Origin of the sequence: Amycolatopsis nivea (assembly GCF_004522235.1) — a bacterium.
GTDB lineage: Bacteria > Actinomycetota > Actinomycetes > Mycobacteriales > Pseudonocardiaceae > Amycolatopsis > Amycolatopsis nivea.
Genome location: NZ_SDLT01000037.1, coordinates 50949 through 68572 on the forward strand (window position 1 = coordinate 50949; position 17624 = coordinate 68572).

Here is a 17624-nt window from a genome sequence, read left to right on the forward strand (position 1 = left end):
TAGGCACTCACGAGTTGAGGTAGGTCAGCACCGCCAGGACGCGCCGGTTGCCGGTGTCGTCGTCGGTGATGCCGAGTTTGCCGAACAGCGACGTCGTGTACTTGCTGATCGCGCTTTCGCTCAGGAACAGCCGCCGGGCGATCTCCGCGTTCGACAGGCCTTCCGCCATCAGCTCCAGCACCGAACGCTCGCGCTCGGTCAGCGAGCCGAGGCGCTGGTCCGGCGATCCGCTGGTGAGCAGTTTCGAGATCACCGCCGGGTCCATCGCCGTGCCGCCGGCCGCGACGCGTTCGAGCGCGTCGATGAACTGCTCGGCCTCGAAAACGCTGTCCTTCAACAGATATCCGACGCCGCTGGCCCCGTCGACCAGCAGTTCGCGGGCATAGAGCTGTTCGACGTGCTGCGACAGGATCAGCACCGGCAGCCCGGGCGTCTCGCGGCGCGCGGCGAGGACCGCACGGAGGCCTTCGTCGGTTTGCGTTGGCGGCATCCGGACGTCGACCACGGCGACGTCCGGCCGGTGTTCGCGCAGCACGGCGACGGTTTCCGGGCCGGTCGTCGCGGTCGCCACCACCTCGTGACCGTATGCCTGGAGGAGCCGGACCAAGCCGTCCCGCAGCAGGTAGAGGTCTTCGGCTACGACGATGCGCATGGCACCATCATCCACGCTCGGGTCGGCCCGCCTTCCGGGCTGGTGATCTCCAGCGTGCCGTCGAAGACCGCGAGGCGTCGGCGCAGTCCGGCAAGCCCGCCGTCCGGGTGGATCCCGGCCCCGCCGAGACCGTCGTCCTCGACCGCGGCGCACAGCCGATTCCCTTCCTGCAACAGGGAAACCTGCACGTGCGACGCGTGCGCGTGCTTCACCGTGTTGGCGAGCAATTCGGCGATTCCGAAGTACAGCGCGGATTCGATCGGCGGATCGAGCGGCTGCGGCAGATCGGCTTCGACCGTCACGTCGAGCGGCAGGTCCATCGCCATCGCGCGGACCGCGTCGGCGAGCCCGCGTTCGTTCAGCACCGGCGGGCTGATGCCGCGGACCAGTTCGCGCAATTCGGTGAGCGACGTGGCGGCACCGGCCCGGGCGTCGCGCAGCAATTCCTTGGCCTGTTCGGGATCGGTCTCCATCAGCTTCTCCGCCGTCGCCAGCGCGAGGCCGAGCGCGACCAGCCGGGCTTGCGCGCCGTCGTGCAGATCCCGTTCGATGCGGCGGATTTCCGCGGCTTGCGCGATAGTCGTGTCCGCGCGCAGGGCGGTCAGGGTGTCGACGCGGTCGGCCAGTTCCATCGTGGCGGACGCGCCCAGGAACCGCGTGGCCACCGGGATGACGCTGCGCCAGGCGTACGGCGCGGTCGCGATCGTGATCAGCAGACCGGCGAGATATCCCTCCGGCAGGTTCACCAGCGTCAGTACCGCCGCGACGACCCCGAGCAGCGGCACGAGCGCGACCAGGCCGAACGAGACCGGCGCGAGCAGCGCGAACCGCAGGTCCCGCCAGGTCGCCGGGTCGTAGCGCCAGTTCTTCAACCGCTGCTCGCGCCGGGCCTCTTCCTGGGTGCGCGAGTAGGAGTGGCCGTTCCACCAGTATCCGGTCGACAGCTGGGTGATCGGCGGGAGCTTCCGGTATCCGGGCGGGAGCACGATGCCGGTCCAGTTCGCGACCATGACCCGCGTCATCCGGCACACCGGACGCGCCAGCGCCAGCGTCCCGATCGCCGCCCAGATGAACGGCGCGATCCACGACCACGGGCTGCCGCCCCACAGCTGCCACAGGCCGACCGCGGCCGCCCACACGACCGGGATCAGCAGCGCCACGCCCGCCGCCTGGGCGGCGCGGACGAATCCCACCCCGCAGTCCCGTATCCAGGACCGTAGCTGTCGCATCGTTTCTTCCCCCTGTCCATCCGGCTTCGCGGTCCACTGTGCACCACGAAACGCCGGATTCCCGCCGTCGCGGGACAGGAGTGGGTCCAGCCCCACCCCCTTGTGCGGCCAGACCCATACCGGGCCGGGCCGCGGCTTCCTAGCGTTGCTGGCACAACGGGAAACCACAAGGGAGAACAGCGATGCAGACCATCGAACGCCCGGCCGGCCAAGACCGGTTCGGCTTGGCGAAGAAGTTCGTCGTGGCTTACGGAGCGATGGGCGCGGCCGTCTTCGGCACGATCGTCGCGCTGGCCGTCGTCGACGGGAGCGCGACCGGCTTCATGTGGACGCGCTCCGCACTGGTGCCGGTCAGCGCCGCGATCATGTACTGGCTGGTCACGCTCGCGGCGAAGGGGTCGCGCCGGGCTTATGAGCGGGCTCGGTTCATCTCGATCATCGCTCCGGTCGCGCTCGTCGGCGTCGACCTGATCCCGGGTGCGTGCCCGGTCTGGTTCCTGCTGCTGCAGACCGCCTGCGCGGTCCTGCTGGCCGGCGCGGCGGTCCCGCTCGTCCGGATGCGGGCTAACTTCCCGAAGCGGACCTCGGAACCAGCCTGATCCGGGTGTCGAGGTTGCGTTCGACGGCCGAGCGGCTCGAGAGCAGGGGGAACGAGCCGCCGGACGCCCACAGGTCGTTCAGGTCGCGGTAGTGCGGGCTGCGCGGGTCGCCGGACTGGCCGGGCGCGTTGATCGCCCGCGACGCGTCCCAGTCGCCGACGTCGAGCGCCATTTTGAAGGTCGCGCCGTTGAGCTGCTGGTAGGTGAACGGGTGGAAGAACGACGGGTGGACGGTCTGGTAGTCGCCGCCGACCGAGTTAGGGCCGACGTTCGGGCCGCCCGCCGGGTGCACGAATTCCTGGTGCTGCAGCGCGCCCCAGCGCCACTTCGCCGGGTCGCTGCCGAGTTTTCCGGCGACGTCGCGGAAAGCGAGCTGGAGAGTGTCGAGGATCAGCTTGTCGCGTTTGGCCGCACCGCCCGGGCCGAACCACGCGTCCGGGTCGGCGAACGAAGCGAGCACCAGGCTGAAATCCGGATTGATCGTGCTGGCCAGGACATCCGCGGCGGCTTGCGGGAGCGTCGCGTGCGCCCAGCCGCCGTGGAGGTACTTCAGCAGCCAAGTTTCGTACAGCGGGGCCGGTGCGGAATCCACCGAGGCGACGCCGTCGAAACCGCGCAGCACTTCGAGCGCCTTCGCGGTGTCCGGATCCGTGGAGGAGAGGTTCCGCAGGAACGGCGCGAGCCGGGGTGCCAGCAAGGACTTTTCGTCGCGCTGGATGGCGAGCGAATCGGCGACGTGGGCGCGCGGCGTGGACTTGATCAGTTCGTCGATCCGCTCCTTGCGGTACGGCTGCTGCCATTCGTAGTTGGACACCACCGGGAAGCCCGGCGGGAGGTTGTAGTCGTTGGCGGAGGCGAAGAATCCGGCAGGCGGATTGTGCTGCCACGGGAGTTCGGAGTTGGGATGGAACCCGTTCCACTCGTAGCGGCCGTCGCCGGGAACGGGCAGCAGACCGTCGTAAGCGGTCCCGGTGCGGCGCGGGGTCAGCGCGCCGGGGACGTAGCCGATGTCGCCGTGGACGTCGGCGTAGACGAGGTTCGATCCGGGCGTGCCCCATTCGCGCATTCCGGCGGTGAATTCGGTGAAGTTGCGGGCCCTCTGGTAGTTCAGGCTGCCGAGATACGCCGCGCTGCCCGGTTCGGTCCACACGGTGCGCACGGCGAATGCCCGGTTTGCCGCTTCGTCGACCTTCACGATCGGGCCGTGCCGGGTGAAGGACAGTTCGCGGGTCACCGGCTGTCCGCCGAGCACCGGGATGGTTTCGGTGAGCTTGGTGATCGGCTCCCAGCCGCCGCGGTAGCGGTACCGGCTGTGGTCGGCGGGATCGAGGTCGTAGACGTAGAGGTCGGTCTGGTCGACCGGCAGATTCGTCAGGCCGAACGCGACGGAATCGTTGTGCCCGATGGCGATGCCCGGGTTCCACGGCTCGCCCGCGCCGGTGAGGTTCAGGCCGGGCGCGGAAAGCTGGGCGACGTAACGGCCGGAGGGCAACGAGTCGGAGCGGCGGTGCGGGTCGCTGGCGAGGATCGGCCGTCCGGTGGCGGTGCGGCCGGGGCCGATCGCCCACGAGTTGCTGCCGCTGGTGGCGTCGGCGATGTCCCGGTCCGAGGCGACGCCCTTCGGGAACGTGACGCCGGCGGTCGCCTTGTTGTACACGGAAAGCACGTCGCCGGGGATCGAACAGGGGTCGAGGCCTTCGGGCACCGCGGCTTCGTGGTCCGGGTGCAGGCTGCGGAGGTATTTGCTCGCGCCCGGCCCGGCGTGGCACACCATTTGCGCGCGGGCGATCTCCCAGGTGAGGTTCTCGCCGATCGCGTGCGAGCGGATGCGGACGATGTCCTCGGGCTGCCAGCGTGACGGCTGGTAGCCGAGCCTGGCGAACTCCGGCGGGGCGGCCTCGGGGTGCTTGGCGAGCCAGTCGAGGTAGGAGTTGATCCCCGCGGCGAACCGGGTGGCGGCGAGTTTGGCCTCGGGACCGTAGGAGGCCCATTCCTTCTGCATGTCGCCGCGGTACAGGAAAAGCCGGGCGGCGCGGTCTTGGTCCACATAGGACTCACCGAGGACCTCGCTGAGCAACCCGAGCCCCCGGCGGCGCCAGGTGTCGAGCTGGAAGAGCCGATCGCGGGCGACGGTGAATCCCTGCGCGTAGAACAGGTCCGCGGTGTTGGCGGCGTAGATGTGCGGGACGCCCCACTTGTCGACGAGCAGGTCGACCGGTCGGGTAAGACCGTCCAGCGCGACGGTGTGCCCGGCGTTCGCCGACGCGGCCGGGGCGGTGCCGAGCAGCGTCAGAACGAGTATCAGGACGGTAGCTTTGGACCGCATTTCCCCACCCCCGGCAGCAGCGTTGACCCCGCGCACGCTAATCGCGGCGAGCGCGGGGACCCACCCCTGAACCGGGACGAGTAGGGGGAACCGGACGCCGGGGGCCGTGCTGTGCCCGAACTCAGCCACGGGAGCGGTACCGCGCCCAAGACCGTCGGCCAGCTGGTGCCAGGGCAGCGGCTACGGGGTCGTCCTCGCGGTGACGATCCGCGAGTTGGTGACCGTCGCCGTGGACACCTGCGACCTCGCCAAGAAGGCGGCGACCGCCGTCGCGGGCCGCGTTCCGCGCTGAGCTACGAGACGTCCCCGATCGCCTCGTCCAGAATGGACAGTCCGAGGTCGATCTCGCTGTCGGCGGCGGTCAGCGGCGGCGCGATCCGGAACACCCCGCCCATCCCCGGCAACTGCACGATGTTCATGTGCAGCCCGAGTTCGAGGCAGCGCTGCGTCACGCGCGCGCCGAGTTTGTCCGCGTCCGGGCCGCCGCCGCTCAGTTCCAGTCCGGCGAGGAGGCCTCGGCCGCGGATCTCGCCGACTGCCTCGTGCCGCGACGCGATTTCGTCCAATCCGGTGCGCAGCCGGGTGCCGAGGTCGCGGGCGCGTTCGTCGAGACGGTCGCGGATCAGGACGTCCAGCACCGTGTTCCCGACCGCGGCGGGAAGCGGGTCCGAGACGTGCGTGGTGAAGAACAGGTACCCGCGTTCGTGCGCTTCCTGCTCGATTTCCGCGCTCGTCAGCACCGCGGCCAGCGGCAGTCCGGCGCCGAGCGTCTTGGACACCGTGAGGATGTCCGGGACCACGCCGTCGTGCTCGAAGGCGTACCAGGTTCCGGTGCGGCACAACCCGGTCTGTGCTTCGTCGAGGATCAGCAGCATGCCGCGTTCCCGGCATTTCCGTTGCAGCGCCTGGAAATAACCCGGTGGGGGAACGAGGATCCCGCCGGAGCTGAGGATCGGCTCCACCAGGCACGCGGCGAGGCTGCCGACCGACTGCGCGTCGATCAGGTCGAACGCGAGGTCCAGCTGGTGCTCCCAGTCCGCACCGGGCACCGGGATGGCGAAGTTGCCCGGCGCGCCGGGACCGTAACCCTTGCGGCCCGCGCTGTAGGTGGCGCTCGCCGCGGCCTGCGTCATCCCGTGCCAGGACCGGGCGAACGAGACGACCTCGTGCTTGCCGGTCACCAGTTTGGCCATCCGCAGCGCGGCCTCGTTGGACTCGGCGCCGGTGGTGAGCAGCAGCGCCTTCTCCAGCGGGGCTGGCAGCGTTTCCGCGAGCCGCCGGGCAAGGTCGACCACCGGACGGCTCAGCATCCCGCTGAACAGGTGGTCGAGCTTCGCGGCCTGCTTCCGGACGGTCTCGACGATCTCCGGATGCGCGTGCCCGAGGATCGCGCTCATCTGCCCGGACGTGAAGTCGAGGATGCGCCGTCCGTCCTCGGTGAAGACAAAACTGCCCTCGGCGCGGTCGATGATTTCGCCGGTGAACGAGCCGGGGCCGGCATAGCGGACGAGGTGCCGGTCTACGTCGGACCAGAAGGTGTCGGTGGCCATGGCTTCGACGGTAGGGCCGGACCGAGCGCCGCGTCCATCTCACAGTTTCCGCTTGCCTGTGCGATGGCGTCGAACAACGATGGGGGCATGTTGAACCCGTGGCGGCTGCGGCTGCTGAGCCGGCTCGCCGTGCTGGGCACCGTTCGCGCGGTCGCGCAGGACGTGAACCTCAGCGCCTCCACGGTGTCGCATCAGCTCGCGCTGCTGGAGACCGAAACCCGCACCCGGCTGCTGGAACGCACCGGCCGCCGCGTCCGGCTGACACCAGCCGGGGAGAAACTGGCCCGGCAGGCGCGGGCGATCCTCGACCATCTCGACGCGGTCGAGGCCGAACTGCGCGGCGACGAACCGGCCGGGCTGGTGCGGATCGGCGCGTTCCAGAGCGCGATCCACACCTTCGCCGTGCCCGCCGCGACCCGTCTCGCGCGGGCTTATCCGCGGCTGGAAACCGAACTGGCGGAACGGGAACCGCACGAAAGCGTCCCGGCGCTGCGCGCGGGCGACAGCGACGTCATCATCACCACCACCGATTTCGTCGACCTGCCCCTCGGTCCCGACCTCGAGATCATCCGGCTGGCGACCGATCCGATCGTGCTGGTCACCGCGCTCGACCGGCCGGAGCCGCCCGGGCCGGCGGTGCTCGCGGACTACGCGGGCGAACCGTGGGCGCTCGACATTCCCCAGTCCTACATGGCGACTCTGACGCTGCGGCTCTGCCGCGAATCGGGCTTCGAGCCGCGCGCGGTGTGCCGGTTCAGCAATTACCTGATGACGTTGCAGCACGTCGAGGCCGGGCTGTCGATCGCGTTGCTGCCCGGGCTGGCGGTGGATCCGCGGTACCGGGTCGCGACGAAAGCGCTGTCGACGCCGGTGACGCGCACGATCGTCGCGGTCACCCGGCGCGGATCGCCGCGACGGGCGGCGGTGAACGCGGTGCTCGACGCGCTGCAGCAACCGGTCGAGCTTCCGGCGGCGGTGGAACAGGTTTAGCCGACGAGGTCCGCCATGATTTGCGCGGCCGGAGCGACGTTTTGGACCAACCCCGCGGCTTGTCCGGCGTAGCGTGCCAAGGCTTCGAGGTCTCCGGTCATGCCTGGCACGGGAATCATGTCGTCGTAGCGCTGCCATGGGTTTCCGGCCGCATCCGTTGCTACGACGTCGCCTTCGCCGGGGCGGTCCGCGCGCGGTTGGCCTGCCGCTTCCCATTGCGTGAGCGTCGAATTGCGCAACACGCGGTGCGGCGCGTCGGGCCATCCGCCGTCGAAGCAGCGGGTGTGGACGGCGTCCTCGAGTTCCGCGGCGAGCACGGCTTCGCGGTAGGAATCGTGGGTCGCCGCTTCGGTCGCGGTCAGAAATCGGGTGCCCAGCCAGCCGCCTTGCGCGCCGAGGGCGAGTACTGCGGCGAGCCCGCGGCGGTCGGCGATTCCGCCTGCGGCGAGCACAGGAATCGGACCGACCGCGTCCACGACGGCGGGCACCAGCACGAGGGTCGACGCTTGGCCGCGGACGTGTCCGCCCGCTTCCCAGCCTTGCGCGACCACGACGTCGACGCCTGCTTCCGCCGCCTGTCGTGCTTCGGCGACCGAGCCCACGGTGTGGATCAGCCGCGTGTCCTTCGCGCAGGCGGCGACCTTGGCGGGGTCGCCCCAGAACGTCGAGATGATCGGGACATCTTCGGCGAGGCAGGCGTCGAGGACGTCGTCGATCGGGAAGTCGAGCACGAGGTTGACTGCGAACGGACGGTCGGTGCGGCGGCGCACCTCGCGGATCCGGCGGACCGCCTCGTCCGGGTCGGTCCAGGTGAGCGCGAGGGTCCCCAGGCCGCCCGCGTTCGAGACCGCCGCGGCGAGCGCCGGGGTCGAGGCGGAGCCGATCGGGGCCTGTGCGATCGGCACGTCGATGCCGAGCGCGGCGCAGACCTGCTTCGGAAATCGAATCATGGCGGCCGATGTTAGTGTTTCGGAAATCGAAGCACAAGGAGATTCGGATGGCGACGCCGAAGCCGGGACAGCCGGTCCGGGGCTCCACGACCGGCCGTCCGCTGATGGCCGCGCTCGACCTCTTCGGGCGGCGGTGGTGCCTGCGGATCGTGTGGGAGCTGCAGGTCGGCACGCTCGGGTTTCGCGCGTTGCAGCAACGGTGCGACGGGATGTCTTCGAGCGTGCTGCGGCAACGCCTGGTCGAACTCGGCGAGGCTGGTTTGGTGCACCAGACCGGCGAATCGCATTACGCGCTGACGACGCTGGGCCGCGAGGCGTTCGACGCGCTGCGGCCGCTCGTGTCGTGGGCGGATCGGTGGGCCGCGTCGTTCGACGGCGGCGAGTGATCGGCGGCAGGGGCGGACCCCTGCCGCCGACGGATCACTTGCTGTGCTGGGAACGGCGGCGCAGGAGGAACGCGCCGCCCGCGGCTGCCGCGGCCGCCCCGCCGATGGCGAGCGCGGTGGCCGGGCTTCCGTCCCCGCCGGTGTTCGGGGCGGTGACGGCATAACCGCCGCCCGCGCCGGTCTTGTCATACGTCGAGCCGGGCAGCTTGTCGCCGTAGCGCTTCTGCAGCTCGGCCCGGTAGTCCGCCAAGGTGACGCGGGTGCCTGCCGGGACGCCGGAGACCGCGCCGTCGAGGACGGTCACGGTGTCGCCGTTGACCGAGTACCAGGCGTTGACCTGCGGTTCGTGCAGCAGATAGCCGCCGTGCGCGGCCGCCGCGTGGACCTGTTCGTCGTTGCCGGAAGCGACGTTGATGACCTGCCATCCGGCCTTGCTCGGCTGCGCCCACACGGTCGCGGCGCGCCCGTCGGCGAGGTGGGCCGGAGACGCGACGTACGCGAGGGCGGCCGGGACGTCGGATTCGCCATTGATGAACGCCGCGGTCGGTTCGTAGACCGGGATCTGGGTGTTGGCGTCAGCCGCGGCCCGAGTGGCGTGCGCGGCCGCCGGGGCCGCGCCGGGGAACTTGGTGTGCGCGAGACGGGCGGCGGTGTCCGGGCTGGCGAGCAGACCGGAGATCGCCGCGGTGTCCGAGGAGGACGGTCCGGTCGGCGACTGCGCGGCGGACGCCGGGTTCGCGGCGAACACGGCGGCAGCGATGGCTCCCGATGCGACAGCGGTGCGGAGGATGGTTCGCAGCATGAGTCAGCCCACCATTCCGTAGACGGTGTGGGTCCAGGCGAATTGGTTGTTGGAGACGTAGGAGCTGTAGTTCATCGAGTTGTAGCGGTTGTTCGACGGCCACGGGTCGCCGTATTCGACGATGCTGCGGCCGTTGGAGTCGTCGTAGCCGTAGAGGACGTGCATGTGGCCACCGCCGGACGTCCAGCCGATCCGGGTGCCGATGGGCTGCCCGGCGTCGATCTGGTTCTTGATGCCGGAGAAGGAGAGCCGGTAGCCGTTGGAATTGTAGGAGCCGACGCTGCGGAACCCGAGGTAGCGGAAAACTCTTTGCTGGTCGCTGAGATAGCCCTGGTTGTTCGCGCAGTCGCTGCCGGACTCGTTGTGCGCGATCTGGCAGAACCGGGTCTGGGTAAGGGAATAGCCCCAGTACGCGGCGATCGTGTTGCCGCTGGCGTCCCAGCACCACTGGTCTTTCTGCTGGGCCTGCATCGAGATGTTCGTTTCGCCCGCGTCCGCGGCGGCGGGAACGGCGAGCGCGGCGGCCGCGGCGGTCGCGACCGCCGCTATTGCGCGCAGAATCGAAGAACGCACTTTCACGGGATCCTCCAACGGGGAAGCCCGGCCGGTCCGGGGAATTCCGGACCGGTGGGGAAGGGGAGATGCGCCGCGAACGGTACGCGCGCGAAGTTTGCGGCGACTACCGACTAACGGGGGTATTCCGTTGCCGAAGTGCCGCGCCGGATATTTCTACGCCGGTCGATTATTTGTGCGCCCGGCGTCGACTATAAGGGAATTCATCCCGGAAAGCATTCGGCAATCCGACTTTCGTAGGGTGTTTTTCCGTTGAATCCCGCCCGTCCTTCGTCGGCCGCCGTTCCGGCGACCCGGCGGCCGGATCGCGCCGAGGCCGCCCGCTGACCCGGTTCGCCCGCCGCCCGCGAGGGGGCGGAGCGCCGGATTCGCGCGTATGAGACACTTGATCGGTCATGACTGCCCTCCCTCTTGTTTTCGACGCGCCCAAGCGCGGCCTGCCGCCGCGCCATCTCGCCGACCTCACGGTGGCCGAGCGAGCGGAGGCGGTCGTCGAACTGGGGGAGAAGGCGTTCCGCGCCAAGCAGTTGTCGAACCACTACTTTTCGCGGCTCACCGTCGACCCGGCGGAGATGACCGACATCCCGGCGGCCTCGCGCGAGAAGCTCGTCGCCGACCTGATGCCGCCGCTGCTCACCGAGGTCCGCGCACTGGCCGCGGACGGCGGTGCGACCCGCAAGACCCTGTGGCGCGCGCACGACGGGACGCTGCTGGAAAGCGTGCTCATGCGCTACCCGGACCGCGCCACGCTGTGCATCTCGAGCCAGGCCGGCTGCGGCATGGCGTGCCCGTTCTGCGCGACCGGCCAGGGCGGCCTCGACCGCAACCTCTCGACCGCGGAAATCGTGGACCAGGTCCGCGACGCCGCCGCGGTCATGCGAGACGGCTCCATGCCCGGCGGCCCGGGGCGTCTGTCGAACATCGTCTTCATGGGCATGGGCGAGCCGCTGGCGAACTACAAGCGTGTGGTGGCTGCGGTGCGTCGGATCACGGATCCTGCGCCGGGTGGTCTGGGTATTGGCCAGCGTTCGGTGACGGTGTCGACGGTGGGTCTTGCTCCGGCGATTCGGAAGCTGGCGGACGAGCGGATGCAGGTTCGTTTGGCGGTTTCCTTGCACACGCCGGACGATGAGCTGCGGGACACTCTCGTTCCTGTCAACAATCGGTGGTCGGTGGACGAGGTTCTTTCGGCCGCCCGGTATTACGCGGACACTTCCGGCCGTCGGGTGTCGATCGAGTACGCGTTGATCCGGGATATCAATGATCAGCCGTGGCGGGCGGAGTTGCTGGCGAAGCGGCTGCGGAAGCATTTGGGCCAGTTGGTGCATGTCAATGTCATTCCGTTGAATCCGACGCCGGGTTCGAAGTGGGATGCCTCGCCGAAGCCGGTGGAGCGCGAGTTCGTGCGGCTGGTGAACGCCGGTGGGGTGGCGTGCACGGTGCGAGACACCCGCGGTCAGGACATTGCTGCTGCGTGTGGCCAGTTGGCTGCTGAAGGCTGAGTTGTTCGTTTCGATGATGGAGTGTCTGTCGTGATGTATGCCCCCAGCCTGCTGGAACCGGCTGCGGAGGAGCTGCGGCTCGCCGATGTGGTGGGTCGTGGTGCGACCGAGGTGGCGCGTGAGGCGCGGACTCTGTTGGGTGAGCGGTTCAGTTCGGTGACGTTCATGTACGTGCTGATGCGGGCGTTCGAGGTGGACTACACGGCGGCGCGGGACGCTTCGCGGTGGCACGAGTTCCACGGCGGCCCGCGGGCGTTGTCGGATGCTGATCTGGAGAAGCTGCTCGCTCCGTGGCTCGCCCGCTGACCATTGCGGTCAGCCGCTGGGGGGCGCGGTCAGCCCGCGTGCCCGGCGAGTTGCTGGTGTTCTCCGGATCCTTCGAAGCGTGGTGGCTCATCGAGTCCAGGGATGCTCGTCCCAAACGGTGGAGGCGAGTAGGGCGTTGCTTGGTTAGCGGTGCTCGCTGAGGTGCAGGCGTCTTGCGGTACTTCCCTGGTGTAGTCGTAATGACAGCTTGAAACGCGCATTGGCTCAGCGACGACTCTGCCTAGTGAGGCAGCGCCGCGAGTTGACGCCGAGGTCCGCTCGCGGAGGCGATCTGATGGCGGTGGAAGACGGTTCCGACCGCTGGCCCGACGTTCGCGTTGAGTCCGGCCGAGTAGGAGCGCGCCGTCGCTGACCTGGTCAGGGCCGCGGGCTACGACGTCGTCGACTGGCAGGTCCGGCACCTGAGTCGGTCGAGGGAATGGGTGGCACGTACGTCATCGACGTGACCGCCAGGTTCAGGTTGATGGGTGCCGACTTCCTGATCCTCTTCGAGTGCAAACGGCGCTCTCGTCCCCGGCGGCGCGTGCCGCCGGCCCGACGGATCGATCGGCGGCGGTGACGCCTGCCGCATCGGCGGCTGGAGCTGCGACAGGCCAGACAACCCCAGCTGCGGTTGCAGGGCGGCCCAGCAGCACCCTGCCGACCACGGCGCTCGCGCGTCGTCCGGCGGGCACCGCCAGGCCGCGCCGAAACAGCACGGGGCATCAGGCACCGGTGGGTCCGACGACGACAAAGGCCTGTGGGGGACCATCTGGGGCGGACTCAAGGATTTCGGGGAGACTGTCTACGAGGTCTCCGGCGCGAAGGACTTAGTGGACGGCTGCTTCCGCGATCCCGCTGTCGTCGGGTGCATCAAGGGTGTGCTCGAGGTCGGGGTCGTGTTCGTCCCCGGCGGTGCCGCGGTCAGGGGCGGGGAATTGGCCGTCGCAGGCGGTGCTCGTCTTATCGAGGGCGAGGTCGGTGCGGGAAGCCTTGCCTTCGTGGTAGAGCCAAGCCGCGAGGCGGCGAAAGCTGCGGCATACGACCGTGCGGGAGTGCCTGCGGGTGCTCAACCTGACGCCGTATGGATGGTTGGCGACGACATAACCCGCCGTGGAACGCCGGACTCTCGATACGATGCGAATAACCTCGGCGCTCACGGCAACTGCGAGCAATTCGAAACTGAAGGCGGGAGCAGGGTTAACGGTGAGCACGCTAACGATCCGGAGGAGCCGGACAGCCCAAGGTTGACTCGACCCGCACCGGTGTGAACTTCGGATGGGACTCATCCACGGAACTCGAACGCTACAGCCAGGTCGGAGGAAAGCATTATATACTACTAAAATGAATGACTATTCTTCGGCGGAAAACCTTAGGAGTGGTATGCTCCGCGCCTCGGGTCTTATGGTGTTGGAGGCGAGTTCGTCTTTTGTCGGTCCGGCTCCGATGGATGCGTGGCGAATCATCATCGGTGGGAACACTGTTCCGACTGTAGGGGTGGCGACTGATTCGGAATTTGACTACCTAAGTGAAGTGGATCGAAGCTGGGAATCGGTCGCGGAAGAGCTGGGAATTTTCGGGAACGATGGGGAGTTTTTGATCAGTGTTGCAGGCAGTCCGATGGGGAGATTGCCTTGGGCGCGCGTCCGCCCCGATCAAGACCGTTCTCTCGCTCGCCATCTCGTGAGTAATCCCGGTGAACCGGAGTTTGTGGCAATGTCAGTTGACGCTCGGGTGATTTGCGGGGTGACGACTGAGGAGTATGAAATTTGGGTAGTCGGCGCAGAGCTTGCTTGATTGGTTTAAATGGTCACAACTTCAGATTCTTTCAGGTCACAGGGTACGGTGTGGGGCGATGAAGATTTGTTGAACCCAGAATTCTGCGAATTGTGGTGACCGGTTTTGCGCCCCCGAAGCGGCCATTGGTGTCTCAGTCGAAGTACTGCTCGATCCATGGGCCGAGCAGTTGTAGGCAGTCGTCCCGCAAACGGGTAGTGAATTCGTCGATCGCGGCGTCCACCTCAGCGGCAGAGCGGGCCGCACCGGTGAAGACGGCGGAATGAGGCGCACCGGTGAAGGCGTCGGGATGGCCGTCGTCTACTACCTGCCAACCGTCAGTTGAACGGAGCAGTCGCAGCCGCCAGTGGCCTTCCAGCGACAGGCTCGTGAGCGTGAAATCACCGCGGTCATCCGATGGCCGCGCCTTCCAAGCACACAATGCTGACGCGAGTTCCACTACCGGGAAGGCACCTGCCCGGAGAACCTCCCGGCCGCCGTCCAGCACCGTGAGATCGGCTTCCACGTTGACGAACACTTCCGTTCGCGAACGGCCGTCCAGGTCCGGGGCGGCTAATCCGGAAAACGACAGCTTCACGTTCTTCACCTCGTTATGCATCGGAAAGGCCGCACAGGGCGTTCGCGACATTGCCGATGCGTGACTCCCGATTTCGCTTTCTTGCTCAGTTCGCGCTACCCGCGGATTCGTGCACCCGATAGAGGCGGTCGCCGACCACCGCGTAGACGGTGATCGGTCCGGTGCCGGGTTGTGCGGTGGCTTGCCAGGCGTTTCCGTCGGGGATGCCGGGGGCCGGGGAGGGCAGGTTGGTGATGCCGCCGCCCGTGACGGTGCCGGTGGGGTTGGTGGTGAGGATGCAGTCGGGGTGCAGGTCGGTCCATCCGGTGATGAGCGCACCGCCAGCGGATGTGACGGCGCCGTGGGCGGCGGGGAGGTCGGTGGCAGCGGCGGGGTTGATGGTGGTGCCGAGTTCGGGGCCGTGGCAGCCGAGGGTGAAGTGGGGGTTGAAGGGGTAGGCGCCGAGGGCTTTCGCGGCGGGGATGACTTGGCTTTGGATGTGGAGTTGGTCCAGGACGCTGGTGGCTTCGGTGCGCAGGGCGACGGGGGCCAGGGCGAGCGGGGCGTAGCCGCGGCGGGTGAGGTCTGCTTTGGCGCCGCCGAGGGCGTGGGTGGTCAGGGAGATGGCGCAGATCCCGATGACAACGGCGGTGAGCGGCCATTGTGGACGGACGAAGGTCGCGAGCGCGAGGAGCGCAGAGGTAGCTAGTGCACTGGCGATGGCGTAGCGGCTGATGAGGCCGATGTTCCCACCAGGGGCGAGTGCGCTGGTGCGGCCGAGGGCGACGAGAACGGCGAGGGCGGCGGCGTATCCGGCGATGCCGATCCATCCGGCGGCGCGTGGGTCGTTCTTCGCTGAAAACCCGCAGGCGGCCAGGAGCGCGGCGGTGAGGGCTCCGGCGAGGACGGCGGTGACGGCGTGGTCTCCGGACCAGAGGCTGCCGAGCGCGGCGGCGGCGACGGAGAGGCGGCCGTCGGGGTCGAGTGCGGTGGTTGCCAGCGATTGGGCGCCGGCGGGTTTGGTGAGCAGCCAGCCTGCGAGGACGACGACCCCGGCGGCAACCATGGCGATGGTTTTGCCGCGGTGTTCCCGGCGGAGCAGGAAGATCGCGGCGACGATGAAGAACGCGGGGAGTCCGGCGCCGAAGCTGAGGCTGGCGAGCAGCGCAGCGGTCGCGGCGGTCCACAGGCGACCGCGGTGGGCTTGGGCGGCGGCGAGGACGGTGAAGAAGACCGCGGGGATCCAGCTGATTCCGTTGGTGCCTTGCAGCCAGATCTCAGCCAGGTGCGAGGTGAACAGCAGCCACGACATCCCGGCGGCGAGTGCCGCTTTCCGGTGCAGGGACATGGACGCAGGCAGCATCGAGTACAGGCAGGCACCGATCCCGGCGACGGTGAGGACGGTGAGGACGCGGTTGTCGCCGCCGAACCAGGCGGCGTCGGCGTAGAAGAGCAGCGAGGGGATCACGAAGGGCTGGTCGAGGTGGTAGGTGAGCACCTGGCCCAGCACGAGGTTTCCGCGGTCGTCGGTGATTTTCGCGAGGACGTGCCAGTAGTCGAGCAGGACGTGTGCGCGCGGGGCGTGCAGGGCGGTCCACAACGCCAGAGCGGCGGGGAGGGCGGCGAAGGCTGCCAGGGCGGCGATTCCGACGCGGGGTCTTCGGGCGGCGGGCAGCACGGCGGCGGGGGAAGCGAGCGCGGTCAAGACCTCTCCTAGTGATCTGGAGTCACCCGGTCGGCGGCCTGCCGGACGTGCCCGCTGCGTGCGGCGGATTTTTCGGTGTGACCTGCTGCTTTTACCGTGTCCGGGGCGGTCTGGACAAGAGTGTTGCTGATCTCTGTCCCGGAGGTAACGCCGAGATCAGCTCACGGCGTACCGGGCGGCGATGGTGCGGACGGCCTCGTCGACTACCTGCGCGACGCGTTCGGCGCTCACTTCCCAGCCTGGCACCAGGAGGGTCGGCCAGAAGACGTAGTTCGAGATCATGCCCAGGAACTGGGTGGCCGCGAGGTCCGCGTCCTCGATCCGCACCGTGCCCGCCTCGTGTTCGGCCAGGAGGTAGCTGCGCACGGACTCGAAGTAGGGCATCTTTCCCTGCGAGAACTGCGCATGCGCCAGCTCGGGGAACCGCGGCAGTTCGGCGATGACGATCCGGAACAGGTCGGTCATCTGGGCGCGGCCGAGCAGTTCGGCGTAACGGCGGCCGATGATGCCGAGTCCGTCGACGACGTTGCCCGGCGGCGGGGGATCCGCCTCGTCAGCGGCGGACCAGGACTCGGTCACGATGGCGTCGAACAGCGCGGCTTTGCTCGGGAACTGCTTGAACAAAGTGGCCCGCGAAACGCCCGAGCGCTCCGCGATCCGCGCCAGCGACGTCCGGTCGTAGCCCAACTCGAGAAACAGGGCGGTCGCGGCGGTCACGATCAGCGCGCGCTTCTCCTGGGCGACGCGCTGGTGATACGTCGGCACGACCTTGCTCATGGGCCGAGCATACGAGGTGAGTGGCTTGACTCGCCACTGCTGCCGACCTAGCCTCGGAGAGGTGAGTCAACCGGCTCACCACTGGCTGTCGCTCATCGAAGCCGGTCATTCCTCTCGTATCGAAGGAACCTCTGATGCCCCGCTTCGAAAATCAGACCGTGCTCGTGACCGGCGGTCAGGGCTCGAACCACGTGCGCGCCTTTCACGCGGAGGGAGCGAACGTGGTGATCGGCGGCCTCAATGCGGAACGTGGCACCGCTCTGGTCGACGAGCTCGGGACGCGCGCACGCTTTGTCCGTCTTGACGTTGCCGACGAGAGCTCGTGGTCCGCCGCTGTGCTGGCCGCGGAGAACACTTTCGGTGCGCTGAACGTCCTCGTCAACAACGCGGGCGTGCAGAATCCGCCCGCGACAATCGAAAACACGGATCAGGCCACGTGGTCGCGCATCCTCGACATCAACCTCACCGGGACCTTCCTCGGTATCAAGGCCGCAGCCCCGGCTCTGCGCCGCGCGGCTGGGGGAGCCATCGTCAACATCGCCTCGGTGATGGGCCTGGGCGGCACAGCGCACTACGCGCCGTACGTCGCCAGCAAGTGGGCCGTGCGAGGTCTCACCCAGACGGCCGCGCTCGAGCTTGGCCGCGACCGCATCCGCGTGAACACCATCCATCCCGGCGTGATCTCGACTCCGTTCATCCATGAACCGGCAGCCGGTGCCGCGGCGGCGATCGCCGATTTCTACTCGCCCGAGCCGTTCGCTGTCCCACGGCTCGGGGAACCTGCCGACGTCAGCCGTCTGCTGCTGTTCCTCGCGTCGTCGGACGCGTCGTTCGTCACGGGGTCGGAGTACGTCATCGACGGTGGGCTCCTCCTCGGCCCCGCGCTTCAGGCCGAGGCCGCGTGAGCAGGGCCGGGCCGAGTGA

18 protein-coding genes are annotated in these 17624 nt (G+C 68.5%); 7 read left to right on the top strand and 11 right to left on the bottom strand.

The genetic code is table 11. The annotated features are described in order from the left end of the window. Nucleotides 1-7 precede the first annotated feature (7 nt). Nucleotides 8-652, bottom strand: a complete 645-nt coding sequence (locus EIZ44_RS33850; RefSeq protein ID WP_134668066.1) for a response regulator transcription factor — start codon at nucleotides 650-652, stop codon at nucleotides 8-10. Next, on the bottom strand, nucleotides 637-1845 hold the full coding sequence (locus EIZ44_RS33855) for a sensor histidine kinase (protein WP_240691488.1): 1209 nt from the start codon (nucleotides 1843-1845) through the stop codon (nucleotides 637-639). The genes EIZ44_RS33850 and EIZ44_RS33855 overlap by 16 nt, the downstream gene beginning before the upstream one ends. A 218-nt stretch (nucleotides 1846-2063) precedes the next feature. Here EIZ44_RS33855 and EIZ44_RS33860 point away from each other — a divergent pair, with 218 nt between their 5' ends. Beyond that, complete coding sequence (locus EIZ44_RS33860) at nucleotides 2064-2480, top strand: hypothetical protein (protein WP_134668068.1); 417 nt, start codon at nucleotides 2064-2066, stop codon at nucleotides 2478-2480. On the opposite strand, the gene EIZ44_RS33865 is transcribed toward EIZ44_RS33860, so the two are convergent. Together EIZ44_RS33865 and EIZ44_RS33875 are read right to left on the bottom strand one after the other, a co-directional pair. After that, the gene (locus EIZ44_RS33865; RefSeq protein WP_205673391.1) at nucleotides 2446-4806 is read right to left on the bottom strand and encodes a penicillin acylase family protein; all 2361 of its coding nucleotides are present in this window, start codon (nucleotides 4804-4806) and stop codon (nucleotides 2446-2448) included. The two genes, EIZ44_RS33860 and EIZ44_RS33865, sit on opposite strands and share 35 nt — an antisense overlap. 293 nt (nucleotides 4807-5099) lie before the next feature. After that, nucleotides 5100-6356, bottom strand: a complete 1257-nt coding sequence (locus tag EIZ44_RS33875) for an aspartate aminotransferase family protein (RefSeq protein WP_134733174.1) — start codon at nucleotides 6354-6356, stop codon at nucleotides 5100-5102. Between the two features lie 87 nt (nucleotides 6357-6443). Here EIZ44_RS33875 and EIZ44_RS33880 point away from each other — a divergent pair, with 87 nt between their 5' ends. Next, complete coding sequence (locus tag EIZ44_RS33880; RefSeq protein ID WP_134733176.1) at nucleotides 6444-7346, top strand: LysR family transcriptional regulator; 903 nt, start codon at nucleotides 6444-6446, stop codon at nucleotides 7344-7346. Here EIZ44_RS33880 and EIZ44_RS33885 read toward each other — a convergent pair. Then, the gene (locus tag EIZ44_RS33885; RefSeq protein ID WP_134733178.1) at nucleotides 7343-8296 is read right to left on the bottom strand and encodes an NAD(P)H-dependent flavin oxidoreductase; all 954 of its coding nucleotides are present in this window, start codon (nucleotides 8294-8296) and stop codon (nucleotides 7343-7345) included. The two genes, EIZ44_RS33880 and EIZ44_RS33885, sit on opposite strands and share 4 nt — an antisense overlap. A 47-nt stretch (nucleotides 8297-8343) precedes the next feature. On the opposite strand from EIZ44_RS33885, the gene EIZ44_RS33890 reads away from it, so the two are divergent. Beyond that, a complete protein-coding gene (locus EIZ44_RS33890) occupies nucleotides 8344-8682 on the top strand; it encodes a winged helix-turn-helix transcriptional regulator (protein WP_134733180.1) in 339 nt (112 codons plus the stop codon). 34 nt (nucleotides 8683-8716) lie between these two features. Here EIZ44_RS33890 and EIZ44_RS33895 read toward each other — a convergent pair whose 3' ends face one another. After that, entirely contained in the window at nucleotides 8717-9484 is a 768-nt protein-coding gene (locus EIZ44_RS33895; RefSeq protein WP_043827754.1) for an LPXTG cell wall anchor domain-containing protein, read from the bottom strand. A gap of 3 nt (nucleotides 9485-9487) precedes the next feature. Then, nucleotides 9488-10057 (bottom strand): papain-like cysteine protease family protein, encoded by a 570-nt coding sequence (locus EIZ44_RS33900; protein ID WP_439098632.1) that lies wholly within the window; start codon nucleotides 10055-10057, stop codon nucleotides 9488-9490. A gap of 395 nt (nucleotides 10058-10452) precedes the next feature. Between EIZ44_RS33900 and rlmN the strand changes: the two genes are divergently transcribed. Both rlmN and EIZ44_RS33910 read left to right on the top strand, forming a co-directional pair. Further along, entirely contained in the window at nucleotides 10453-11559 is a 1107-nt protein-coding gene (gene rlmN, locus EIZ44_RS33905) for a dual-specificity RNA methyltransferase RlmN (protein ID WP_134733182.1), read from the top strand. A 30-nt stretch (nucleotides 11560-11589) separates the two neighbouring features. Beyond that, nucleotides 11590-11865, top strand: a complete 276-nt coding sequence (locus EIZ44_RS33910; RefSeq protein ID WP_312872254.1) for a hypothetical protein — start codon at nucleotides 11590-11592, stop codon at nucleotides 11863-11865. An 830-nt stretch (nucleotides 11866-12695) separates the two neighbouring features. Here the strand turns inward: EIZ44_RS33910 and EIZ44_RS33915 are convergent. Next, nucleotides 12696-13079 carry a hypothetical protein gene (locus EIZ44_RS33915; protein ID WP_134733186.1) on the bottom strand — a complete coding sequence of 128 codons (384 nt, stop codon included), beginning with the start codon at nucleotides 13077-13079 and terminating at the stop codon, nucleotides 12696-12698. 130 nt (nucleotides 13080-13209) lie between these two features. On the opposite strand from EIZ44_RS33915, the gene EIZ44_RS33920 reads away from it, so the two are divergent. Beyond that, nucleotides 13210-13662 carry a hypothetical protein gene (locus EIZ44_RS33920; RefSeq protein WP_134733188.1) on the top strand — a complete coding sequence of 151 codons (453 nt, stop codon included), beginning with the start codon at nucleotides 13210-13212 and terminating at the stop codon, nucleotides 13660-13662. 133 nt (nucleotides 13663-13795) lie between these two features. Here the strand turns inward: EIZ44_RS33920 and EIZ44_RS33925 are convergent, their stop codons facing one another. The 3 genes from EIZ44_RS33925 to EIZ44_RS33935 all read right to left on the bottom strand — a co-directional run bounded on the left by EIZ44_RS33925 (nucleotide 13796) and on the right by EIZ44_RS33935 (nucleotide 16700). Then, complete coding sequence (locus EIZ44_RS33925) at nucleotides 13796-14248, bottom strand: hypothetical protein (RefSeq protein WP_134733190.1); 453 nt, start codon at nucleotides 14246-14248, stop codon at nucleotides 13796-13798. 76 nt (nucleotides 14249-14324) lie between these two features. Beyond that, nucleotides 14325-15923, bottom strand: a complete 1599-nt coding sequence (locus EIZ44_RS46010; RefSeq protein ID WP_134733192.1) for a DUF2079 domain-containing protein — start codon at nucleotides 15921-15923, stop codon at nucleotides 14325-14327. Nucleotides 15924-16079: 156 nt separating this feature from the next. After that, entirely contained in the window at nucleotides 16080-16700 is a 621-nt protein-coding gene (locus EIZ44_RS33935; RefSeq protein WP_134733193.1) for a TetR/AcrR family transcriptional regulator, read from the bottom strand. A gap of 134 nt (nucleotides 16701-16834) precedes the next feature. Between EIZ44_RS33935 and EIZ44_RS33940 the strand changes: the two genes are divergently transcribed. Further along, nucleotides 16835-17605 (top strand): SDR family oxidoreductase, encoded by a 771-nt coding sequence (locus tag EIZ44_RS33940; protein ID WP_134733195.1) that lies wholly within the window; start codon nucleotides 16835-16837, stop codon nucleotides 17603-17605. Nucleotides 17606-17624 lie beyond the last annotated feature (19 nt).